Annotated in this window: 21 protein-coding genes and 1 pseudogene; 8 read left to right on the top strand and 14 right to left on the bottom strand. The window is 40.6% G+C overall.

What is annotated here, in order from left to right:
• Positions 1-351: 351 nt before the first annotated feature.
• The 5 genes from I6N90_RS16520 to I6N90_RS16500 all read left to right on the top strand — a co-directional run bounded on the left by I6N90_RS16520 (position 352) and on the right by I6N90_RS16500 (position 2,833).
• Positions 352-558, top strand: a complete 207-nt coding sequence (locus I6N90_RS16520; protein WP_197936735.1) for a helix-turn-helix transcriptional regulator — start codon at positions 352-354, stop codon at positions 556-558.
• Positions 555-986, top strand: coding sequence for a hypothetical protein (locus I6N90_RS16515; protein ID WP_197936734.1), 432 nt, complete (start codon positions 555-557; stop codon positions 984-986). Before I6N90_RS16520 ends, I6N90_RS16515 begins: the two co-directional genes overlap by 4 nt.
• A gap of 43 nt (positions 987-1,029) precedes the next feature.
• The gene (locus I6N90_RS16510) at positions 1,030-1,218 is read left to right on the top strand and encodes a hypothetical protein (protein WP_197936733.1); all 189 of its coding nucleotides are present in this window, start codon (positions 1,030-1,032) and stop codon (positions 1,216-1,218) included.
• A gap of 426 nt (positions 1,219-1,644) precedes the next feature.
• On the top strand, positions 1,645-2,127 hold the full coding sequence (locus I6N90_RS16505) for an RNA polymerase sigma factor (RefSeq protein WP_197937176.1): 483 nt from the start codon (positions 1,645-1,647) through the stop codon (positions 2,125-2,127).
• 1 nt (position 2,128) lies between these two features.
• Positions 2,129-2,833: a zf-HC2 domain-containing protein gene (locus I6N90_RS16500; RefSeq protein ID WP_197936732.1), complete on the top strand. Its 705-nt coding sequence runs from the start codon at positions 2,129-2,131 to the stop codon at positions 2,831-2,833.
• Positions 2,834-2,949: 116 nt separating this feature from the next.
• Here I6N90_RS16500 and I6N90_RS16495 read toward each other — a convergent pair whose 3' ends face one another.
• A complete protein-coding gene (locus I6N90_RS16495; protein WP_197936731.1) occupies positions 2,950-3,690 on the bottom strand; it encodes a YwqG family protein in 741 nt (246 codons plus the stop codon).
• A gap of 305 nt (positions 3,691-3,995) precedes the next feature.
• Between I6N90_RS16495 and I6N90_RS16490 the strand changes: the two genes are divergently transcribed.
• A complete protein-coding gene (locus I6N90_RS16490) occupies positions 3,996-5,195 on the top strand; it encodes an MFS transporter (protein WP_197936730.1) in 1,200 nt (399 codons plus the stop codon).
• 188 nt (positions 5,196-5,383) lie between these two features.
• On the opposite strand, the gene I6N90_RS16485 is transcribed toward I6N90_RS16490, so the two are convergent.
• From I6N90_RS16485 to I6N90_RS16435, 11 genes are all read right to left on the bottom strand, one after another.
• Positions 5,384-5,659, bottom strand: coding sequence for a hypothetical protein (locus tag I6N90_RS16485; protein ID WP_197936729.1), 276 nt, complete (start codon positions 5,657-5,659; stop codon positions 5,384-5,386).
• 40 nt (positions 5,660-5,699) lie between these two features.
• Positions 5,700-6,143: an SMI1/KNR4 family protein gene (locus I6N90_RS16480; protein WP_197936728.1), complete on the bottom strand. Its 444-nt coding sequence runs from the start codon at positions 6,141-6,143 to the stop codon at positions 5,700-5,702.
• 60 nt (positions 6,144-6,203) lie between these two features.
• Complete coding sequence (locus I6N90_RS16475; RefSeq protein ID WP_197936727.1) at positions 6,204-7,283, bottom strand: ankyrin repeat domain-containing protein; 1,080 nt, start codon at positions 7,281-7,283, stop codon at positions 6,204-6,206.
• 53 nt (positions 7,284-7,336) lie between these two features.
• Positions 7,337-7,795: an SMI1/KNR4 family protein gene (locus tag I6N90_RS16470; protein WP_197936726.1), complete on the bottom strand. Its 459-nt coding sequence runs from the start codon at positions 7,793-7,795 to the stop codon at positions 7,337-7,339.
• A 61-nt stretch (positions 7,796-7,856) separates the two neighbouring features.
• Positions 7,857-8,423 carry a hypothetical protein gene (locus tag I6N90_RS16465; RefSeq protein ID WP_197936725.1) on the bottom strand — a complete coding sequence of 189 codons (567 nt, stop codon included), beginning with the start codon at positions 8,421-8,423 and terminating at the stop codon, positions 7,857-7,859.
• Between the two features lie 37 nt (positions 8,424-8,460).
• Positions 8,461-9,210 (bottom strand): hypothetical protein, encoded by a 750-nt coding sequence (locus I6N90_RS16460; RefSeq protein ID WP_197936724.1) that lies wholly within the window; start codon positions 9,208-9,210, stop codon positions 8,461-8,463.
• 81 nt (positions 9,211-9,291) lie between these two features.
• On the bottom strand, positions 9,292-9,903 hold the full coding sequence (locus I6N90_RS16455) for a hypothetical protein (RefSeq protein ID WP_197936723.1): 612 nt from the start codon (positions 9,901-9,903) through the stop codon (positions 9,292-9,294).
• A 124-nt stretch (positions 9,904-10,027) separates the two neighbouring features.
• Entirely contained in the window at positions 10,028-10,600 is a 573-nt protein-coding gene (locus I6N90_RS16450; protein WP_197936722.1) for a hypothetical protein, read from the bottom strand.
• 570 nt (positions 10,601-11,170) lie between these two features.
• A complete protein-coding gene (locus I6N90_RS16445) occupies positions 11,171-13,009 on the bottom strand; it encodes a putative bifunctional diguanylate cyclase/phosphodiesterase (protein WP_197936721.1) in 1,839 nt (612 codons plus the stop codon).
• A gap of 496 nt (positions 13,010-13,505) precedes the next feature.
• On the bottom strand, positions 13,506-15,638 hold the full coding sequence (locus tag I6N90_RS16440) for a sensor domain-containing diguanylate cyclase (RefSeq protein WP_197936720.1): 2,133 nt from the start codon (positions 15,636-15,638) through the stop codon (positions 13,506-13,508).
• 301 nt (positions 15,639-15,939) lie between these two features.
• A complete protein-coding gene (locus I6N90_RS16435) occupies positions 15,940-16,830 on the bottom strand; it encodes a LysR family transcriptional regulator (protein ID WP_197936719.1) in 891 nt (296 codons plus the stop codon).
• A gap of 135 nt (positions 16,831-16,965) precedes the next feature.
• Between I6N90_RS16435 and I6N90_RS16430 the strand changes: the two genes are divergently transcribed.
• Positions 16,966-17,976, top strand: coding sequence for an alpha/beta fold hydrolase (locus I6N90_RS16430; RefSeq protein ID WP_197936718.1), 1,011 nt, complete (start codon positions 16,966-16,968; stop codon positions 17,974-17,976).
• A 56-nt stretch (positions 17,977-18,032) separates the two neighbouring features.
• Positions 18,033-18,230: pseudogene (locus I6N90_RS24845) on the top strand (MFS transporter); the annotation flags it as partial.
• Here the strand turns inward: I6N90_RS24845 and I6N90_RS24840 are convergent.
• Positions 18,186-18,404, bottom strand: coding sequence for a hypothetical protein (locus I6N90_RS24840; protein ID WP_232243155.1), 219 nt, complete (start codon positions 18,402-18,404; stop codon positions 18,186-18,188). The pseudogene I6N90_RS24845 and the gene I6N90_RS24840 sit on opposite strands and share 45 nt — an antisense overlap.
• A gap of 71 nt (positions 18,405-18,475) precedes the next feature.
• Positions 18,476-18,766, bottom strand: a complete 291-nt coding sequence (locus tag I6N90_RS16420) for a winged helix-turn-helix transcriptional regulator (protein ID WP_232243066.1) — start codon at positions 18,764-18,766, stop codon at positions 18,476-18,478.
• Positions 18,767-18,871 lie beyond the last annotated feature (105 nt).

The following is an 18,871-nucleotide window of genomic DNA, read 5'->3' as shown; positions in this document are numbered from 1 at the left end:
GTTCTGGAACATCACTATATTATTGGGGTTACGGTTAACGACAATGAAAGAAAGAATTGAAGCTATAGGTGGTCAACTCCATATCCAAAGCGAGCCGATGAACGGGTTTACCCTACATATCGAGATGCCTGTTGCAAGAGAGGGCTTAAATGAATCATAAGAGCGAGATTAAAGTTAGGCAGGTTTTAGGACCATCCTTTACGGGATGGTCCTTTCTAGTTACGAAAAACAATATCATCCCATCTGGAATTTATTAGTCTTATCGCAATGGAAAGTTTACTTTACATTACTTGCGTTGCACGATATACTTCCCTTATGGAAAGCTAGCTTTCCATAAGGAGGATGAACGTATTGAACAACCGTTTAGAAGAAATCCGCAAACAGCGCGGAATTAAACAAGATGAATTAGCAACGGCTCTTGAAGTCTCTAGGCAAACTATCGGTTCGCTGGAAAACGGACGTTATAACCCCTCGATCCTTTTAGCGTTCAAAATTGCTCGTTTTTTTGGTATGAGTATCGAAGAAATCTTTATTTATGAGGAGGATGAGAATATATGAAGAAAACTATGCCATTTTATTTTCTTATGATTGTTGGTGTAGGACTACTAGCAGGTGGTGTGTACTTCATCAAAACAATTGAAGATCCACAAGGTATGCTGCGAGCGTTGCCTTATATCTGTGTTGGGCTTGGTTGTGTTATTTTCGGTCACAGTATAGGAGAAATTATCATCCGAAGCGCTATGAACAGTAATCCCGCTGCAGCAAAGCAGCTAGAGATTGACAAGAATGATGAGCGTAATTTGGCAATCGCTAATCGGGCAAAAGCGAAAGCATATGACATGATGATTTTTGTGTTTGGAGCCTTAATTTTAGCCATTTCCTTGATGGGTATAGATTTAATAGTGTTACTGCTATTGGTTTTTGCCTATATGTTTATCCTTGGATATAACTCATATTACCGTTACAACTACTTTAAAGAGATGTAACAAAATCATATTTGACACATGTTAATTAAAAGGAATGATGACGATGACGAAATTATTTTATAGTGGTTTAAAAGATGGAGAAAGTAATGTGGAAATAAAATTATTAGTGGATATACAAAATGATTGGTTTGAGATCACGCATACCAAGGAAGTGTCACAAGTAATGAATAAATCAACCGGTGAATATATGATAGTATATCGAAACACCTTGAAATTTGAGGTTGTTTCATAATACGAAGAAAATATGTAACAAATAACTTTAATCGACTGACTATATCCGTTGCAGGGGCGCCAGGCCAGCTTAACAAAAACCAAGCTGAACCTATCCCGCAGCAAGGCCAAAAGCTTCGAGACAATGAACTGAAAATTGACTAGACTCTACGGCAGTGTCTAGTCGTCGCAGCCCCCTCCAACGATAAAGTGGATGGGGCTTTTTTTGTCCAGATACAGGTACCCCACAAACTAAAGAAAACTTCGTTCAAACACGTATCCTCATCCATCTCATGTTATTTGATGTAATATTATTTAAACAATCATGATTAATGTTTATTAGGACATAGTCCCCAAATGTCTTCAATAACGTGTTTCTTATAATTTTTCTATTCAAATGTAACGAAATGATAGAATCGCAGTCATATATACGTAAGGAGGTGAGAATCTGACGGATTTTGAAACTGTCTACAAGCAATATTTTCGCGACATCTACCTGTTTGTGCTTTCCTTAAGTCGTAATGAATCTATTGCTGAAGAAATTACACAAGAAACTTTTTTTAAAGCTTTAAAGAGCATTGATACATTCAAGGGGCAGTGCAAAATCAATGTTTGGTTGTGTCAAATCGCAAAAAACACTTATTATTCGTATCTAGACAAGCAAAAACGGCTAGAGTCGGATCACAAACTCGAAAAAATACATGGGGACAATTTCGAAGAGATTCTGCTGAATAAAGATGATGCATTCAGAATACATAAGGCATTGCACCAATTACATGAGCCATACAAAGAAGTGTTTACGTTAAGGCTGTTTGGAGAATTATCCTTCTTACAAATTAGTCAGCTATTTGAGAAAACTGAAAGCTGGGCAAGAGTTACATTTTACAGGGCCAAACAAAAAATTCTAGATTTGCTGGAGGAGGAATCATAGCTTGAACGAAATAAAGTGTGAAATCATCAACGATTTACTGCCCTTATATATCGATAATGTTTGTAGTGAAGAGAGCCGGCAATTGGTTGAGGAACACTTCGACTCATGCAGTAATTGTAAATATAGAGCGGAGAAGCTTCAACATAATATCGCAATACCTAGAGTAAGCGTCGAAAACAATAACAGCGAGGTCAAAGTGTTAAGAGGGATGTCCGATTTCTGGAACCGCACAAAAATAAAAGCGTTTATGAAAGGCCTTATTATAGCTTCATTATCGTGTACCATACTCCTCTTCGCTTATATAGGCTTATTTCATTGGAAAATTGTACCCGTTTCTATGGATGTTGTAGAGATAAAGGAAGTAAGCCAATTGGCTAATGGTTTGATCACTTATCATGTAAGACTAACCGATGGTTATGAATTGAATTATACAAAAGGGGATTTGGACAAAGACGGAAACATGTACGTCACTCCATACCGTCCAATAATAAAAAGAAAGGCAAAAGTTGAATTTGGACTTCATAATATGTACTATCTGTCTGACCCAGCCGAAAGTGACATCTGGCAAGCTAACTGGGGCGATAATATAAAAATGAAAGCTCTATATTTCGGAACAAAGGAAGACAACATCTTGATATGGAAAGATGGAATGAAACTACCTGCAGCAAGCGCTCAGGTTGAAGCAAATTTTAATTGGGGAAATTAGGGGACTGGGAGAGCGCTGGACAATAGTCTGCCGAGCGCTCTTTTCTATGAATTTTGTGTTAGAGGCAATGATCCGAATCGGCTTTGCTTTCTTCTCTATCCTATACTTCCAGATCTTTAACCTGCATCAGACTTAAGCGCACTAAAATCCAAATTCTTTAGTCGTTCTGTTTCTATGAATATCATCAATTTATCGCCGTCATGCCAGCACCATTCAAGATCATCATTGGAATCAATTGTTAGCATAGAAATCCATCCTGCTCCAGGCGATGGATCATATGCTAGTGAACAATGAGAAGGGTAGCCTAGAAGGTAATCTGAGCTTTTATGTAAAGAATCTCGAATCTCAGTGTATGTGTCATTCTGTTCTTCCTCGAAAGGCCAATCCTTCACCTGATATTCGTCATAAGGAATATCCATCGTCGGGAAAAACTCAATCACAGTAGTCTTGCTAATATCGGACTGGGGCGGAGATATTGTCACTAGATCCATAGGTTCAGGAATGTATATAGCATGAATATATCCGTTCTCAAAAGCCTCCAGAAAACTGTCTCCATCTGAATTATAATCTGCTACAAAAAGAGATAGGAGACCTTTTGATGGCAGACTTGCTTCGGCGAATGCAGTTTCTGCAAAATTGATTTGACCGAGGAAGCGATACGGGTTCGTCTCATATGTCGGCCATTCGCTACCAACTGGTAAATCAGGTGCTCCTCCAAAACGACTGCACCCCATTCGTACTTCAGCATCGTTCTTCTTAAGTATATCAATTGCTGGTCTCACAACTTGGCGTAGATACTCTTTATGGCTTGCAAGATTTGACTGTTCAATCGTCTCTAAAAAATGGTTGCTATTCATCTTTACCTCCCTGCAAATGCTCCTATTTTTTACAGCTATTATTTCCTGTTAACATTACTTTTTTTTAATTGGAATTTGGAGTAGTATTCTACATTTTATAATAAATACCTTTAATTGAACTACAAAGACGTCGGTCAGTTAGGATGCTTCCCTGGGTACGTCGAACTATCCGACTTGGTGAAGGATTCCTTGAGACGATTTAATAAAAAAGGGTTTTAATCGCAAATACTATTTTTATGGTAAGATGTTTAGGTCGTATATCTACTAATTCACACATTTACAGTCATCTAAGAAAAGAGGTAATTATGGACCCCACAACATTATCTAAGCGACATTGGCTGCTCATATTGTCACTTTCTTTATTAACATTTGTTCTCGGGACAAGCGAATTTGTTATTGTCGGAATATTAACCGATATTTCTTCAAGCCTTCACATGACAAATGCAAAAGCAGGTACACTCGTTTCTGCGTTTGCAATTACATTTGCCATCGCCACACCACTAGTGATGTCAGCAACAAGTCATTTTCCAAAGCGAAAATGGATGTTATTTTTGATAGGTTCTTTCATCGTCCTTAATGCTTTATGTATAATCTCAACAAGCTACATCATGCTCCTTTCACTTCGAATTTTGACAGCGATTGTAACAGGTGTATTAATCTCTTTAGCCATGATTGTTGCAAGTGAAACGATGCCGATTAAAAAACGGGGACTTGCTATATCATTCGTTTTCGGTGGCTTCACACTCGCAAATGTCGTTGGGGTGCCGATTGGTATTGTCATCGCCGATTCGTACGGCTGGAATGCCACTTTCATATTAACTACTTTCCTAGGTGGATTTGCATTTTTGGCGTCATTTTTTGTCTTGCCTAATAATCTCAGCCAAATTCGCAGTTCGATACGGGATCAGTTATCTTTAATGACCAATCCAAGAATTTTGATGGCCTTTTTCATTCCTGCTCTCGGATTTGGTGCAACCTATGCCGTCTTTACGTACCTTGTTCCTATCTTGCAAGGAATGAAGGTACCCCACCAGTCAATCAGTTTAATTATATTTGGTTACGGATTTATCTCTATTTTCAGCAACATCCTCGCCGGAAAAGTTGCCAGCCACAATCCAATCGGCCGCCTTCGATTTATTTTTCTCGTACAAGCGGTTGTTCTGACCACTTTGTTTTGGACTACTAATGATCTTATTTACGGGCTTGCTAACATTGGATTGATGTCGTTAATGGCCATTCTCTTAACAACATCTACACAGCTTTATTTAATAGATCTCGCCGGAATTTATCAGCCAAAGGCAGTAGGTCTCGCTGCTTCACTTATGCCAGTAGCAAGCAACGTAGGTATCGCTTTTGGTTCTGCATTAGGCGGAATTGTGTACCATGAAGGGAATTTAATGAATGTAACTTGGGTCGGTGGAATCGTTGCAGTCTGTGCAAGTATGCTAACTTTCTTTAGTTATCATTTGGATCAGAATCAAAAGAAAAGTATCAAGGACGTTTAAATGCTCATTGATACTTTTGGCCGCGAGGAAAATTTTTATATGAAAGGCCACCACTATAATTCCTAACTGATGACATAATAAATGATGCTATTGAAAATCGTCAGATACTTCGTTTTGTACAGATTTTGGGGCGAACACATGACAGTTACTCTGTCATCAGGTTAAGTTTTTATCGGAGTACTCGTCCTTCAACTGTCGCTTTTACTTATAAAAATTTTTTCAACAACAGTAGAAAAAACTGCCGCTCCGTCGCATTTGGATGACGAAACGGCAGTTTTTCTTTTTTCCGCTGTACTATTGCTCGTCATAAGAGTTAATCGATAGTTTTTACCCGACTCCGCAAGACGTTGACGACTATCACTTCTTAAATAGGCAAAATTAAAGGCAATCCACCCTGCTCCAGGCGATGGATCATATGCTAATGAACGATGAGAAGGGTAGCCTAAAAGAGTTACAAAAGCCACCTGAACCACCGCAAGCAGATGGTCTACCGAGTTGGACTAATCACCATTCATAAAAATTTTCCTCGATCAGCACCTCGAATGAATCCGCTACTAACTTGATCTCCCCGGTATCGTGATAACAGATGAAAACCTTTCCTGACTGATTGATAATAATCGGATCGCCGGAACCATCCATAGAAATGACATAACTTGTTCGTAAAAGTTCTGCGATGGGAGATTCCTTAAATTGCTCTCGGAACCCAAGCGTCAAATCGATAACTGTTTCATTTCCGAGGCTAGAGCCATTAGTGAAGGCATATACCGCAAGACCTGCATATGCTCCGCCAAACGTCCTAATAAAATGAACGTAATCTTCATGAAAGTTTACGTTCAGCCGTCGCTGTGCATTAGCAATTTCCTCTAGGCTCGCCGGAATGCCTACTAGTGTACTATTATCCTCCCGATGAAGGAAAATCTGTAATCTCTCCATTAACGCATCCTTCATAAGTTAATCACCTTCCCTACGAATACTGTTATCAGGATGAACGTCTGTGCGGTTCTTCATTTATAACTCTCCCTCAAGAAACTTAATGAGGTACATTTCAGGCTCCACAAGAAACTCTGTAAAGCTGCATAAATCCGCATACTCCTGATGCTCCACGTCATAGCAGCCTACCAAGCCTTTTTTCTTCGGATTCCACACTAGCTGCAGAGCGGAGTAATTGTCGATATCGGCTGACAGACGCAGCAGCTTTTGCCAGCCGACTTTCATCTCAATCGTATCGGTCAATGTGAAAAAATCGATATACCCGATTCCATATTCATTTTGCGATAGCTCAAGGCGCAGCTTGTCTCCAGTAAGAATGCTGATCAGCTCATCGGTCAGTTTATATTTTTTCAGCTCAACCTTTTTATTCTCCAAATCATGAAACTCAGCCGGTTCCAGCGATTTCAAATAGTCAGCCAAAATTGTATCCTTATTGCTCACCGCAATCGTATATGGGCGCTCGCCATCCTTTTCCGTAAAAGTCACGTCCGCACCGCGTTCAATCAAAAATTTGACCATGGCCAGATTACCTATGCGCACGGCAACAGTTAACGGAGTCGCTTGATAAGGGTAGACCATATCCGGCTTATTATAGTTGATATCCACCCCATGATCGAGCAAATACGTAAGTGTCTTATAATCATGATCCGATACAGCTTGACGCAATACAGCACCGCCATGCAACTTCATATCTAATCCCAGCTCATGAATTAGCGGGATATTATTTTTGTTGCCATAGTAGGCTTGTGAATATGCGCCTGACCCGACTTGATTGAGCTTGTCCATCTTGGCTCCTTGCGCTGCAATATAGCGAATGATATCTTCCTTGCAATAGCGAACTGCTCGCAAAAAGGCCGGATTTTGATTGACATTCAAGTTGACGCCTAGCTCTACCAGCAGCTTTACAACATCCATTTTCTGCAATACAAGTGCCAGATCGAGCGGACTTAACGTGGTATGTTTGCTAAGTATGATACCAGCTTCAATATCCCAGCCTGCTGTAATTGCAGCCTGCAAAGCAGCAATATTTCCTTTATAAATGTGCATCGCGATTTCCGGCAGATTCTCGAACTTTCCGATACCTTTTAGATTGATCATCCATTAACCGCTCCTACTCAAAGTCTTATGAAAAACTCATCATTTATTCTTATTTAAGAACGCTCGTCAATCAGCTGTTCTAGAAACTCTGCAAACGTTGACGCATATTTGTCGATCAAATCATTCATGAGATCATAACACATGATCGGAAATTCACCCTGTGTATCTCTAATGGACGTATCGAAAAAATAAAGCTCGTCGCTATCCGGCACGAATAAGTCCAGTCTGTGGGGAAACTTGCCTACCCACCATTCCTCGGCTTTATTCAGTCTATGTATGTAAAGAAGATCGCCGTCGTAATACTCTCTGTGTTCGGGAGCAGTGATGGCTAGAATATTCCCGCCATTCAACCGGGCATTACCGTAATGAACCAGCCACCAGTGATAAGATGGCGGCAGGCGGAATCCTAATTCCTCTTCGACTTCCGCTATCCAGCTCTCTTCCGCACCATGACCAGGAAACCATTTTAAAGCGGAAGTCGTTTTCAGTTTCTCTTCCAAGCGCTCATACATGATTTCGATTCACTCTCCCTATACATGTTTTATTGTAAGTTTTGGATATCTCTCGTACCTTCTACAAATAATATGGCGGCGCTTTTTCTACTACAATGTTATCAGGATGAATGTCAGTTGGCTCATAGTCATTCATACGGAGAAGGATATACTCAATTTCTTCTAGAGGCATTTTCAATTGTTGGCTGACTTCATAAAGTTTCATGTCTTGCGAAAGAAGTTTCCGTGCTAGATTTATCTTTCCATTTAGCCAATTGTTTTCAAGCATCCATTTTTTCACCAGGCCCAGTAGTTGATTTTGGGCTTCCTCATCTGCATGCTTATTATATTTAGCAACTGACTCTATTAGATAGTTATAGAGGTAAATACCCAATACCTCACGTTGCTCATGCTTGGACATCCGTTGATACTGCTCATAACTAATGCTGATATCTAATTCGAGGGTATGATCCCTACTATCAAAACGTCTGGATGTTTTTCGACCATAACTTTCAGGTAAAACACGAAATACTACAAAGATATCATACGGAAACTTCCATTTATTTGCTAATTCCTCTAACGGTAGCAGTTCATCTCTCAATTGACCCACACACGTTCCATGTGTATCCAGAGTAAAATCTAGTTTCATGCATACCTCCCTCTCCCTCACTTAAGGAGCACCCAGATCATCTGTTATGATTTGAAATCGCTTCGCACCCTTTTGACAAGAGCCATTGCTCTATAACAGCAAACTCCTGTTGTGCATCCTGTTCATAGAAAACGGCCACCTCTTGCTGGTAGGCATAATTTAATCGTACATAGCCACCTAGTTGCCGGTAGAACAGAAAGCATGCATATGGGGTCTCAATAGATAAATCCGGAGTAAACTCTGCTTGGCACATTCCGGCAAGATCGGGTAACGAAAGCTGGTTCTGCACTTGTGGCAAACGCAAAAAGCGATGGCTCCGAGTACCTGTCCACGGTTCATAATAGACGGCCTCCTCTTGACTGATTCCATACACCTGACGATATATTTCGTCCAGCACCAAAGCGTATATCCCTTCGTCTTCCTGCTCCCGTGCCTGCAGGGAAATCGCCTTAACTTTCTCCGCATGCCGAGGTAGCCAGAGTAGCCCAGCCGTCTGGGGATGCACTGCCAAAAAATCGCCGTCCACCGTTGTACCTATAACGATACACTCGCCGATCTGTTGCTCAGTAATGGGGCTGTCCTCGTCATGCTCCCATAACCCGTACTCGGCAAAAGGTTTAAGCACCTCCGTATCCGGCAGCTGGACATTCAACCACCCTCTGTAAGTCCCTTCGCCGAATCGCTGCAAAAACCGGAGGTAGCCCTGTGGATAAACAGCGAAGTCTTCCTTCGCAAGTGCTTTGTTTTGACTATCAGACAACAGTTTTGGCTGAGATACAATGTACATAAATACTCCTCCTGTTACGAAAACGATTAATAGGCATAGCTCAGTTTGAAATGGAAATGCTTAATCATTTGCCTAATTCTCCTATTTGATCACAAGTCCATATCTACTAAAAATCCACGATTTGTTCAAGTCTCGAATCGCATCATAGCTTATACGCACAGAAGGCTTTTGCTCCTTCATAGCATTTGCGTCATGCGCCGAGAAGCGAAGCGGCTTAGTCATTTTTTTAATAGAGTTCGTTATTTCATTAAAAAACGTATACGTTAACAGCTTATGATCCTGGATATCCTCATAAATATAATACTTCCCTTTTTCATCTTCCAAATCAATTTGAAAGCCTTTAGGAAATGAAAGCAAGATACACGGCAATTCATCCTCTGCCCATTGTCCGAAATATGGAAAATGGACACCTTCATTTCTCACAAAAAATCCGGAGCGTTCATTATCAGACACAACAGAAATAGAATAAACAAAGAAGGGGTGATAATCATTTCTTTTTTCCTCTGCTGCAAAATACTGATAAAATGTTTGATACGCCTCATACACCTGATTCTGATCATGCTCTGTCTGGACATAGTTAGTTAGATGAAATTGCGCTTGCTTATGTTCAAAAAGCTTCAAAACGCTTTTAAACTCTTCCGGCGTTATAAAGCATTTAAGTTTATAAAATCCGCTGTTCTTTAATTTGTCCATTTCCTTTCTCTCACCGCCATGTGCTTAAAATGTTATCCCAGACGCCCTAGCTATTTCTGGTTAACTACCAATCTTCATCATCTTTATTTGAAGCAATGAAGCGTGCCTATAAGGTCATGGCTTTTCAGAATTCATATTTTTCAAAACGTTTTCTGAGAGTTTCTTCGTAAGGTATCCACTCCGAATCACACCATAAAGACATTCTGACCAGTTCTGACAACTCATTTACGGCTTGTTGCGGACTCGTAATGCTAATGAAGTCGTCAAAATCCTCATTACGGATATCCAACACTTTCCGCAAGTAGTCATCATTAATAAGCTCTTCTTTGAGTTCCTCATATTCATCCCTCGTCCACTGTTCACAAAAGATTCTTTCAGCTTGAATGTCTCCATTCTCGAAAAATGACAACTCGAATATTTCCTCATTTATATATCCAGCAGTCATCACTGGCTCCTCGATAAGTCGGGACAACGTTTTACCTATCTCCTTCACCGTACCCCATACAAAATAATCGTGGAGCACGCTGATCCAGTTCTCGTTGCTTTTGCTTACATACATGACAACTTTGATCTCTTGAGCTTCATTATTTGGCTCACCTAATACTTTGGCATGCTCTTGGCTTAGCTCTCTTAATGCTTCAACAGTCTTCTCAAGGTTTTTCGACTTGATATGCAAATTTGCGAATGATCTTCCCACGAGATGGCCTCCTCTAATCGCTTTTTTACTCAGCCTGATTCTTATTTATATCCTATAGATCGATTTTATTCATTACACTTATTTCCATCATAGTAATCTAATCGCTTGCCCTGAGTCTACCTACTTTTTACCTGAATTTTGGGAGAAGTGACCTTGCAATTCCACATCACAACTACACTCTCCAACTTTCCACAGCAACATTTTTCGCAGTCACTTATATAAGGCTCTCCACGCTGTCTGTAACGGCAAGTTTTAGGGCTATCCTATGCGGGATGGCCCTGTTATCAGGAAGCACACAAAAATAAAAACGTTTATGAAAGGCCTTATTTTAGCATCATTATCGTGTACCGTGCTCCCCTTGGCTTATATAGGCTTATTTCATTGGGAAATTAAACCTGCTTATACGGATGTTGTAGAAATAAAGGAAAAGCCAGTAGGCTAATGGTTTGATTACTTTAATTGGGAAGATTAGGGGACGGTGCAGAAGAGCGCTGGACAACAGCGTGCTAAGCGCTCTTATATTTATCAATTGATTACGCCCGATTTATGATAAGTTTCCCCGTAACGGGGCTAATTGCGAATTTTTGTTGGAATATTTGACACCCCAACAGGGGTCCTGCTGCTAAGTAGAAGCTCGATCTCTTCTGCAGGGGAGGGACGATGAAAGTAATATCCTTGCCCGATCTCACAGCCGAATTGCTGGAGTATTTTGAGCTCCTCCTGTTTCTCGATGCCTTCGCAAATGACTTGTAAATTCATGCTATGGCCTATATCGATAATAAGCTTGACGATCGAAGTGGCGGAGTTGACGGTTGTCAATTCCTGCGTAAACGAACGGTCGATCTTAAGAAAATCAACAGGTAGATGCCCCAAGACGCTGAGGGAAGAGTACCCCGTTCCGAAGTCATCGATTGAAATTTTCACGCCTTGGTGCCTAAGTTCACCGAGAATCGTGATCGACTCGTTCAGGTTCTGCATCATGCTCTCCGTAACTTCCAACTCCAAAAGAGCGGGTTCGAAGTTCGTCTCTTCCAAAATACTCAACACCTTTGATGCAAATTTGGGCGTCCTAAACTGACGGATCGAAATGTTGACTGCTAACGTCAGATCGGGATTACCAGTACGCTGCCAGTCACGCACTTGCCTACATGCTTCTTTAAGAACCCACTCACCCAGCTCGACGATGACTCCTGTCTGCTCGGCCAACGGGATGAAGACGGATGGCGGGATCGGTCCCATCTCTGGATGCGTCCAACGTAGCAGCGCCTCCAGACCCTGAATTCTCCCCGTACTCATCTCCACCAACGGCTGATAGACGATTACAAACTCCTTCTTATTCACTGCGCTTCGGAGATCGTTCTCTAGCTTGACCTGACGAAGTAACTCCTCGCTCTTGATGGCCGAGAAGAAACGAAATTCATTTTTATCGCCAATCTTGACGCTGTACATCGCCTTATCGGCGTACTGGATTAGTGCATCGGCTTCTCGCGCATCTTCAGGATACAAGCTGATGCCAATGCTTAGCGTCGTATAGATCTGCCTTTGTTCGATTTGAAACGGAATCTGAAATGCATCAATGAGCTTTTCCGCCAGCGCTTTGATCTCCTCCTGCTGCTGGTAGCGCATTAACAACACAAATTCGTCCCCCGCATAGCGGGAAATAAAGTGCGAATGACCGACCACGTCGCGTAGAAGACTGGCGACGGCCTGCAACATCTGGTCTCCCGCGTTGTGACCTAACATGTCATTAACGTTCTTGAAATGGTCGAGGTCGAGAAACAGAACGGCCATCGGTGCTTCTTCAGACAACGCTTCAGCCATCCTTCCCCTGAGCAATTCACGGTTTGGCAATTTGGTAAGCGTATCGTAGTAAGCGATATGCTCCAGCTTAGCGAGCGCTAGATGAAGTTTTGTATTTAACTCCATATTGACCCCGTTCTCTTTCTTCAAATTCCGAAGATAGAATGCCAGTAGTGAATAGAGGATCATATTGATGCCGACGCCAATCATTATCGTGCTTATCATTTCCATCGGCACTTCAGGCGAATAAGATGGAGTGAAATAGAGGATATATGCCGCAGCTAGGAATGTAGGTAGGGGTGATGGCAGCAGGAACGCAAGAATAATCATCGATAAATATATGACACTGACTAGCTTATCAAACGATAGATACGGAAACACGTTGAAGAACGCTACATAAGCGACAGTAGCGAGCACATATTTAAGCCATATTGGTCTGACAAGAATCGCAGCAAAGATGAAACCTGCGAAGGTGACGGCAAAGGCGAGACCTTGCAAACTGCTTACGGAATTGATCATATTCATAGAGAGAGCGAATGCCGATAACACAATGACTACATTCGGCGTGATATCCATAAGACGCTTCGCCCAAACCTGCGGTAATTTCATTGATCGTCACCCCGATCGGTTAGAATAAATATATTATTCTAAACAAGATTTCGACGAATATAGAAATGTCCTATATTCAAACACTAATTGTTCTACATCCATATTACTATGTTTGTATATATTACCCTAACCTTAATATGTAATTTTATTACTCCCATTCCTTTGATACTTTCAGAAATCGTAGTAGTTGTGCGTACCTTTGATGTCACAACTGCTTCTAATTATCGTTTTGCACGCTCTCAAGATCTTGCTCAACTGAGAGGCTATTAAGATTTAGGAACAAAAAATAAATACTTTTGCAACATTGGATAATACCAAAAAGCTGTTTACCTAAAAGGTACACAGCTTTTATATGTTCTAGCTTTATTTATGATATGGTTCTCCGCGCTGTATGTAACGGCAAGTTTTTTAAATAATAGTATGATCGTCGCACCATTTAATGGAATGATTTCAGTCTGTTGACTATTATACCGTTAAATCAAGCATAAGCTTACATTTAATCGCATGTACCTTCTTCTTGATTATGTATAAATACTTTATTCTTTCCTGCGTTTTTAGCTTTGAATAATTCTTTATCAGCATAATTAATCATTTGCTCTAACGTATATTTGTTTGTATTTAGGTTGGCTCCCCCTATACTTACGGTAACAGGAATGGGTATCCCTTGAGATGATTTTAACACTGCGTTCTCCACACCTTTTCGGATACTCTCTGCTTTTTGATTGCATTGCTCCAATGTTTCTCCGGGAATTGCCACCATAAACTCTTCCCCGCCATATCTGCCTACCCTATCCTTTTCTCCTAAACTAGCTTGAATTAGATCTGCCACATGCTCTAGCACTCTATCGCCTTCCTGATGACCGTAAAAATCATTTATTCTCTTAAAATTATCCGCATCAATCATCAGAATACATAGTGTTCCAATTGGGCTCTTGCTTTCTCTAAGTTGCTCGTAGATGTTAATCGTTTCTTGAAATAACTCTTTTCGATTAAAGACTTTGGTTAACACATCATACTTTGATGCATATTCAACTTCCTTATATAATCTAGCATTCTCTAACCCAATCCCTAAATAATTTGATAACGTCTTTAGTGTACTTAAGTCTTTTAGGTTAAAGAAATTTCTGTTATAAGCTTGAGTACTTAATATCCCTAATATCTTATCATTCATAATAATCGGTACAAATATAAGAGAATAAGGTACTGTCTCTGTCACATACTCTTTTTTCAACCTTAACTTCTCTAAGTATTCCTTAAAGTTTTCAAAATAACTGCTATATTCTTTTTCAATATCCTTAACAACGATTTCCTGCCTGTGCTTGACACAATATGCCCAAAAGCTGTCTTGTAAAATAGACATGGGCTCTTCAATCACACGTTGCCCCTTTTCAATGGCCAACTCATAGTTAAGTATTCCTTCTGCTTCGTTATAAATGCCTATTTGAACAATATCTGCTTGAATTAAATTTTGTATTTCTTTGGCAACAATATTGAATATGCTCTCCTTGTCCAAGTTAGACAGGATATTCTGACCTACACCATTTAATGCTTCAGTCTGATTATATAGAAGCTTGTAGAGCTTCCCTTCTTCCTCTTCTACTTTTCGATTCAGCATTTCCATACTCTCAGCACTACGTATAGACTGCATTTGTTTTTCTAATTCCATATGTTTTTCTAAATATGCATAAGCTTCTTCATAATCCCCCAGTCCTTTAAAACCTTTGCTCATATTTAAATACACTTTATTTAAATTCCTTATGGAATCAGCCTTTTCTATCCCTTCTTCTACTTGTTGCAGCTTATCAATCGTCTCCTTAAATCGACCTTGTACCAAATCCAGCTCCGCCCAGTACGATAGTGCATCTTGAAGAAACAATTGCTCTCCTCGTGCTTTCGCCATTTCTACACTTTTGACGAAATATTCTTCTGCTGTATCGTAGCATCCTTTGGTCGCATAAATATGAGCCATTTCTTTTAATACATTAGGCACCATTTTAGGGGAGTATTCTTCTGCTAACTCAAGCGCTTTTGTTATGTACACTATTGCCTGATCTGAATCGCCTAAATGGTTGCAACATTCAGCTTGATTAATGTAACAGACCACTTTAAAAGACATATTATACACACGAGGTGTGTTTACGATCTGATCTAATAGCTCTTTTGCCTTTTCATAATTATCGATTTCCATATACAGCGCTGCAAGATTCATTTTGATTTGAGTTGTTCGCTCATAATTACCTACTTTTTCTGCTAGCGCTATACCCTCCATACCATGCTCTATGGCTTTAGAAGTTTTTTGTTGTACTGAATAACCGCTTACAAAAGCACCGATAGTCGCCAACTGACCATCTATATTGTTATTTTCTTTAAAAATATGATACGCATCTTCAAAAAGAATGATAGAAGTATTAAAATCTGCCAAATTATAATATAACCAACCTTGGTGGTAAAGAAGCCATGGGTAAGCACAGGTCGACATATTATTTTCTCTTACAAACTTAATAGCTGATTCGTAGGCTACTATCGCAATGTTGGATTCCATTTCTTTTAATTTATTGCAAATATTATGGATGTAATTTTCATCATCCTTCAGCTTGTCCAGTTCTTTGTATAACTCCTCCAGCGACATTTCATCTTCACCTAGTTTCTCAATTATATTTAACTTGAGTCCTTATATAATTTTAATAAGCGATTTTAACCACTTGGAGCAGCGAAGAGGTATATATAAAAAGATGATATTACATAACTTAACTATCCATCGCAAATGTTGTGAACAAACTGATTAACTCACTTTATTATAATGAATAATTAGGAAGTGTAGTAGAGTTTTTCCTGTAGAAGAAAGCGATATTTTGTCGAACTTCAATTTAGGACGGACTCCGTTAAAATAAATATATATTCTTGTTTCTTGTTCAGGGCAAGAAAAGGTACTATTTTTCAAGGAATGTATCTCTGGTTAAGTTCAAAAAGGCTTCGATCGCAGGTGAGATCCACTTCTCTTCATGCCAAAACATTTGGGTTGCAAACGATGTCGCGGTCAAATCCCACGGTAACGGAACCAGTTCTCCCCGATTTACCTCTGCTGTTACGGCCATTTCAGGCAATATGGCAATGCCCATTCCTATTTTCGCACATTGTTTAATCGCCTCAGCGCTATTAAACTCTAATTCAGTAATTCCCCCCATTCCCCTTTGTGAAAGACTTCGCTCAAAAAACGTACGATAGGAACATCCCTTCTCTGTCAACAAAAAGGTTTCACCATTAAAATCTTCAATGGCCAATGAGGTGCATGAAGCCAAAGGATGATCCGGTGCTACCAATACATAAAAGGGCTCATTCAGCATTTTTTCTCCGCAAAACCCTGCCTCTCCCTTGTCCTCATCCAGCATAAAAATAATGTCCGCGCCCCCTTCCCGCAAGCTTTGTTTGAGGTTTGAATTAGCTAGTGGTCGAAACATCAGCCGAATCCCCGGATAGCGTAGGCGAAAACTGCGCAGTACGGCCGGTAGCCGGTATGTACATAACGTTTCATCGGCGCTTATGACTACCGTACCCGTCACCTCTCCTGATTGTTTGACGGCATGCTCTGCTTCTTCAATTAAAGACAATATATTCTCTACATAACTAAGAAAGCCTCTTCCTGCATCCGTCAGAGTCACTTTTTTACCCAATCTGTCTACTAACTTTACACCCAGTTCTTCCTCCAACGCCTTCATCTGCATCGTAACTGTAGAGGGGACATAGTTTTGAACCTCTGCAGCGCGTGTAAAGTTGAGCGTCGAAGCAAGTGTATAAAAGGTTTTTAGTTGACGCAGTTCCATGGTACATCCTACCCCTTAATTCAAAATTATTGAACGTTCTATTCACAAACGTTTCTTTGACCAAACAATAACATCATCGTAGAGTGATCACAAGAAAGCCATTCCATCTTTTAGTTATGAAAAGGAGATATTCACATGAGAGATTATGAAATTTATGAACTAGGCGATGTTCTACTGCAATCCGGTGAAACTCTTCCACATGCCGTTCTTGCCTATAAAACTTATGGAACGTTAAATGCAGCAAAAAATAATGTGATTGTGTACCCCACATGGTTCGCAGGCCAGCATACCGATAATGAATGGTTAATTGGACCTGGCAAGGCGCTGGACCCAGAAAAGTATTTTATCATCATCCCTAATATGTTGGGCAATGGGTTATCCTCTTCGCCAAGCAATACACCTCCGCCCTATGATCAAGCTAATTTTCCGCAGGTTACGATTTATGATAATGTGCGGCTGCAGCATCAATTGGTGACCCAGAAGTTTGGCATTGCGAAAATCTTTCTCGTAGTAGGCTGGTCACTTGGAGCCGTGCAAACCTTTCAGTGGGGCGCAAGCTATCCCGATATGGTCGAACGAATCGCTCCATTCGGAGGGACTGCCAAGACCCGACCGCATGCAAAAGTTGTGTTTGAAGGAATGATTGCTGCCCTTCAGGCTGATTCTGCCTGGAAGAATGGCTTTTACACACAGCAGCCCAAAGCTGGGTTAGCAGCCATGGGTCGAGTCTATGCACCTTGGGGCTTCTCTCAAGCCTATTATCTAGAGCATCTCTATCAGCAAGAGGGTTACAAAACACTGGAGGAATATCTCGTAGATTACTGGGATCAAGTGTTTTTTACTTTCGACGCCAATGACCTCATCACCATGCTACGTACCGGAATTACCGGTGACGTTAGTGCAGATCCAGCGTATGACGGCGATTTTGAACTTGCATTAAGCAGGATTACAGCACGGGCACTGGTCATGCCGGGAAGTACGGACCTATTCTTTCCTCCCCAGGACAACAAATATGAGACACAACATATGCCTGCTGCGCTCTTCCTCCCGATTGAATCGAAGTGGGGGCATTGTGCAGGCATCGGACAGCATGAACCAGATTCCATTTTAATAGATAAAAATCTAAAAAGATTTTTGCTTGAATGAAAACTTCACACATGGATCGAAAAAGTAGTTATCAGATCAAGGAAAGGTAGAGAAAATTGAAAAACAATACAGTAATCTATATTCTGGCTCTGGCTGTTTTCTTGATCGGAACCATTGAATACATTATTACAGGAGTCATCGAAATGATTGCGCTAGACTTGGAAGTTTCTACTTCGGCCGCAGGATTATTAGTGACTGCATTTGCGCTCTCAGCAGCTATAGGTGCACCGATTTTGATTGCCATGACCATTAGTCCCCCATTCACCTGATATTGCTTTAAGTGTGAAAACCTCTTTCATCCAGTTTGGATTTGCACTTGGCTCTGGTTTAGGCGGTCTTGTAATTAGCCATTCCTCCATCCTCCACTTGAATTGGTTAGGACTTGGCGTTGTGAGTATAGCTTTACTGTTAGCCTTTCTGCTGTTCACGAAAATGAAAGAGGGTACTTAAAGCTTTCCTTTGTAAAACGAAAAACACTAAGTTGATTCTTAGTGCTTTTTTATTTGTCCCCTTGCATTTGAATAGTATAGTCCTTCCACTTCTCTCCAAAGCCTTGCATAGCGTAGTACACTTGAAGGAAATCTTTCCCCTTATCTGTCATGGAATACTCTACGGTTACTGGTACGGTTGCAAATACCTGACGATGAATGATGTGCATCTTCTCCAAGTTACGCAGTACATCCGTTAACGATTTGGTGCTGATACGACCTAAGCCTCTCTTCAGCTCATTGAATCGCCGAGGAGAAGTAGCGAGTTCGCCAATGACCCAGAAGGTCCACTTACTCCCCATGATTTGCATAGCCTCTCCCATTGAGGCAGAGCATTCTTCTTTTTGGCTTTCTGTGTACATCAAATACACCTCGCCCATACTTTTAGTAAGTTGCTTTATCAAAAC

The sequence above is a fragment of the Paenibacillus sp. GSMTC-2017 genome, assembly GCF_016019935.1.
Classification (GTDB): Bacteria; Bacillota; Bacilli; order Paenibacillales; family Paenibacillaceae; genus Pristimantibacillus.
This window is presented reverse-complemented; position numbering and strand designations above follow the sequence as displayed.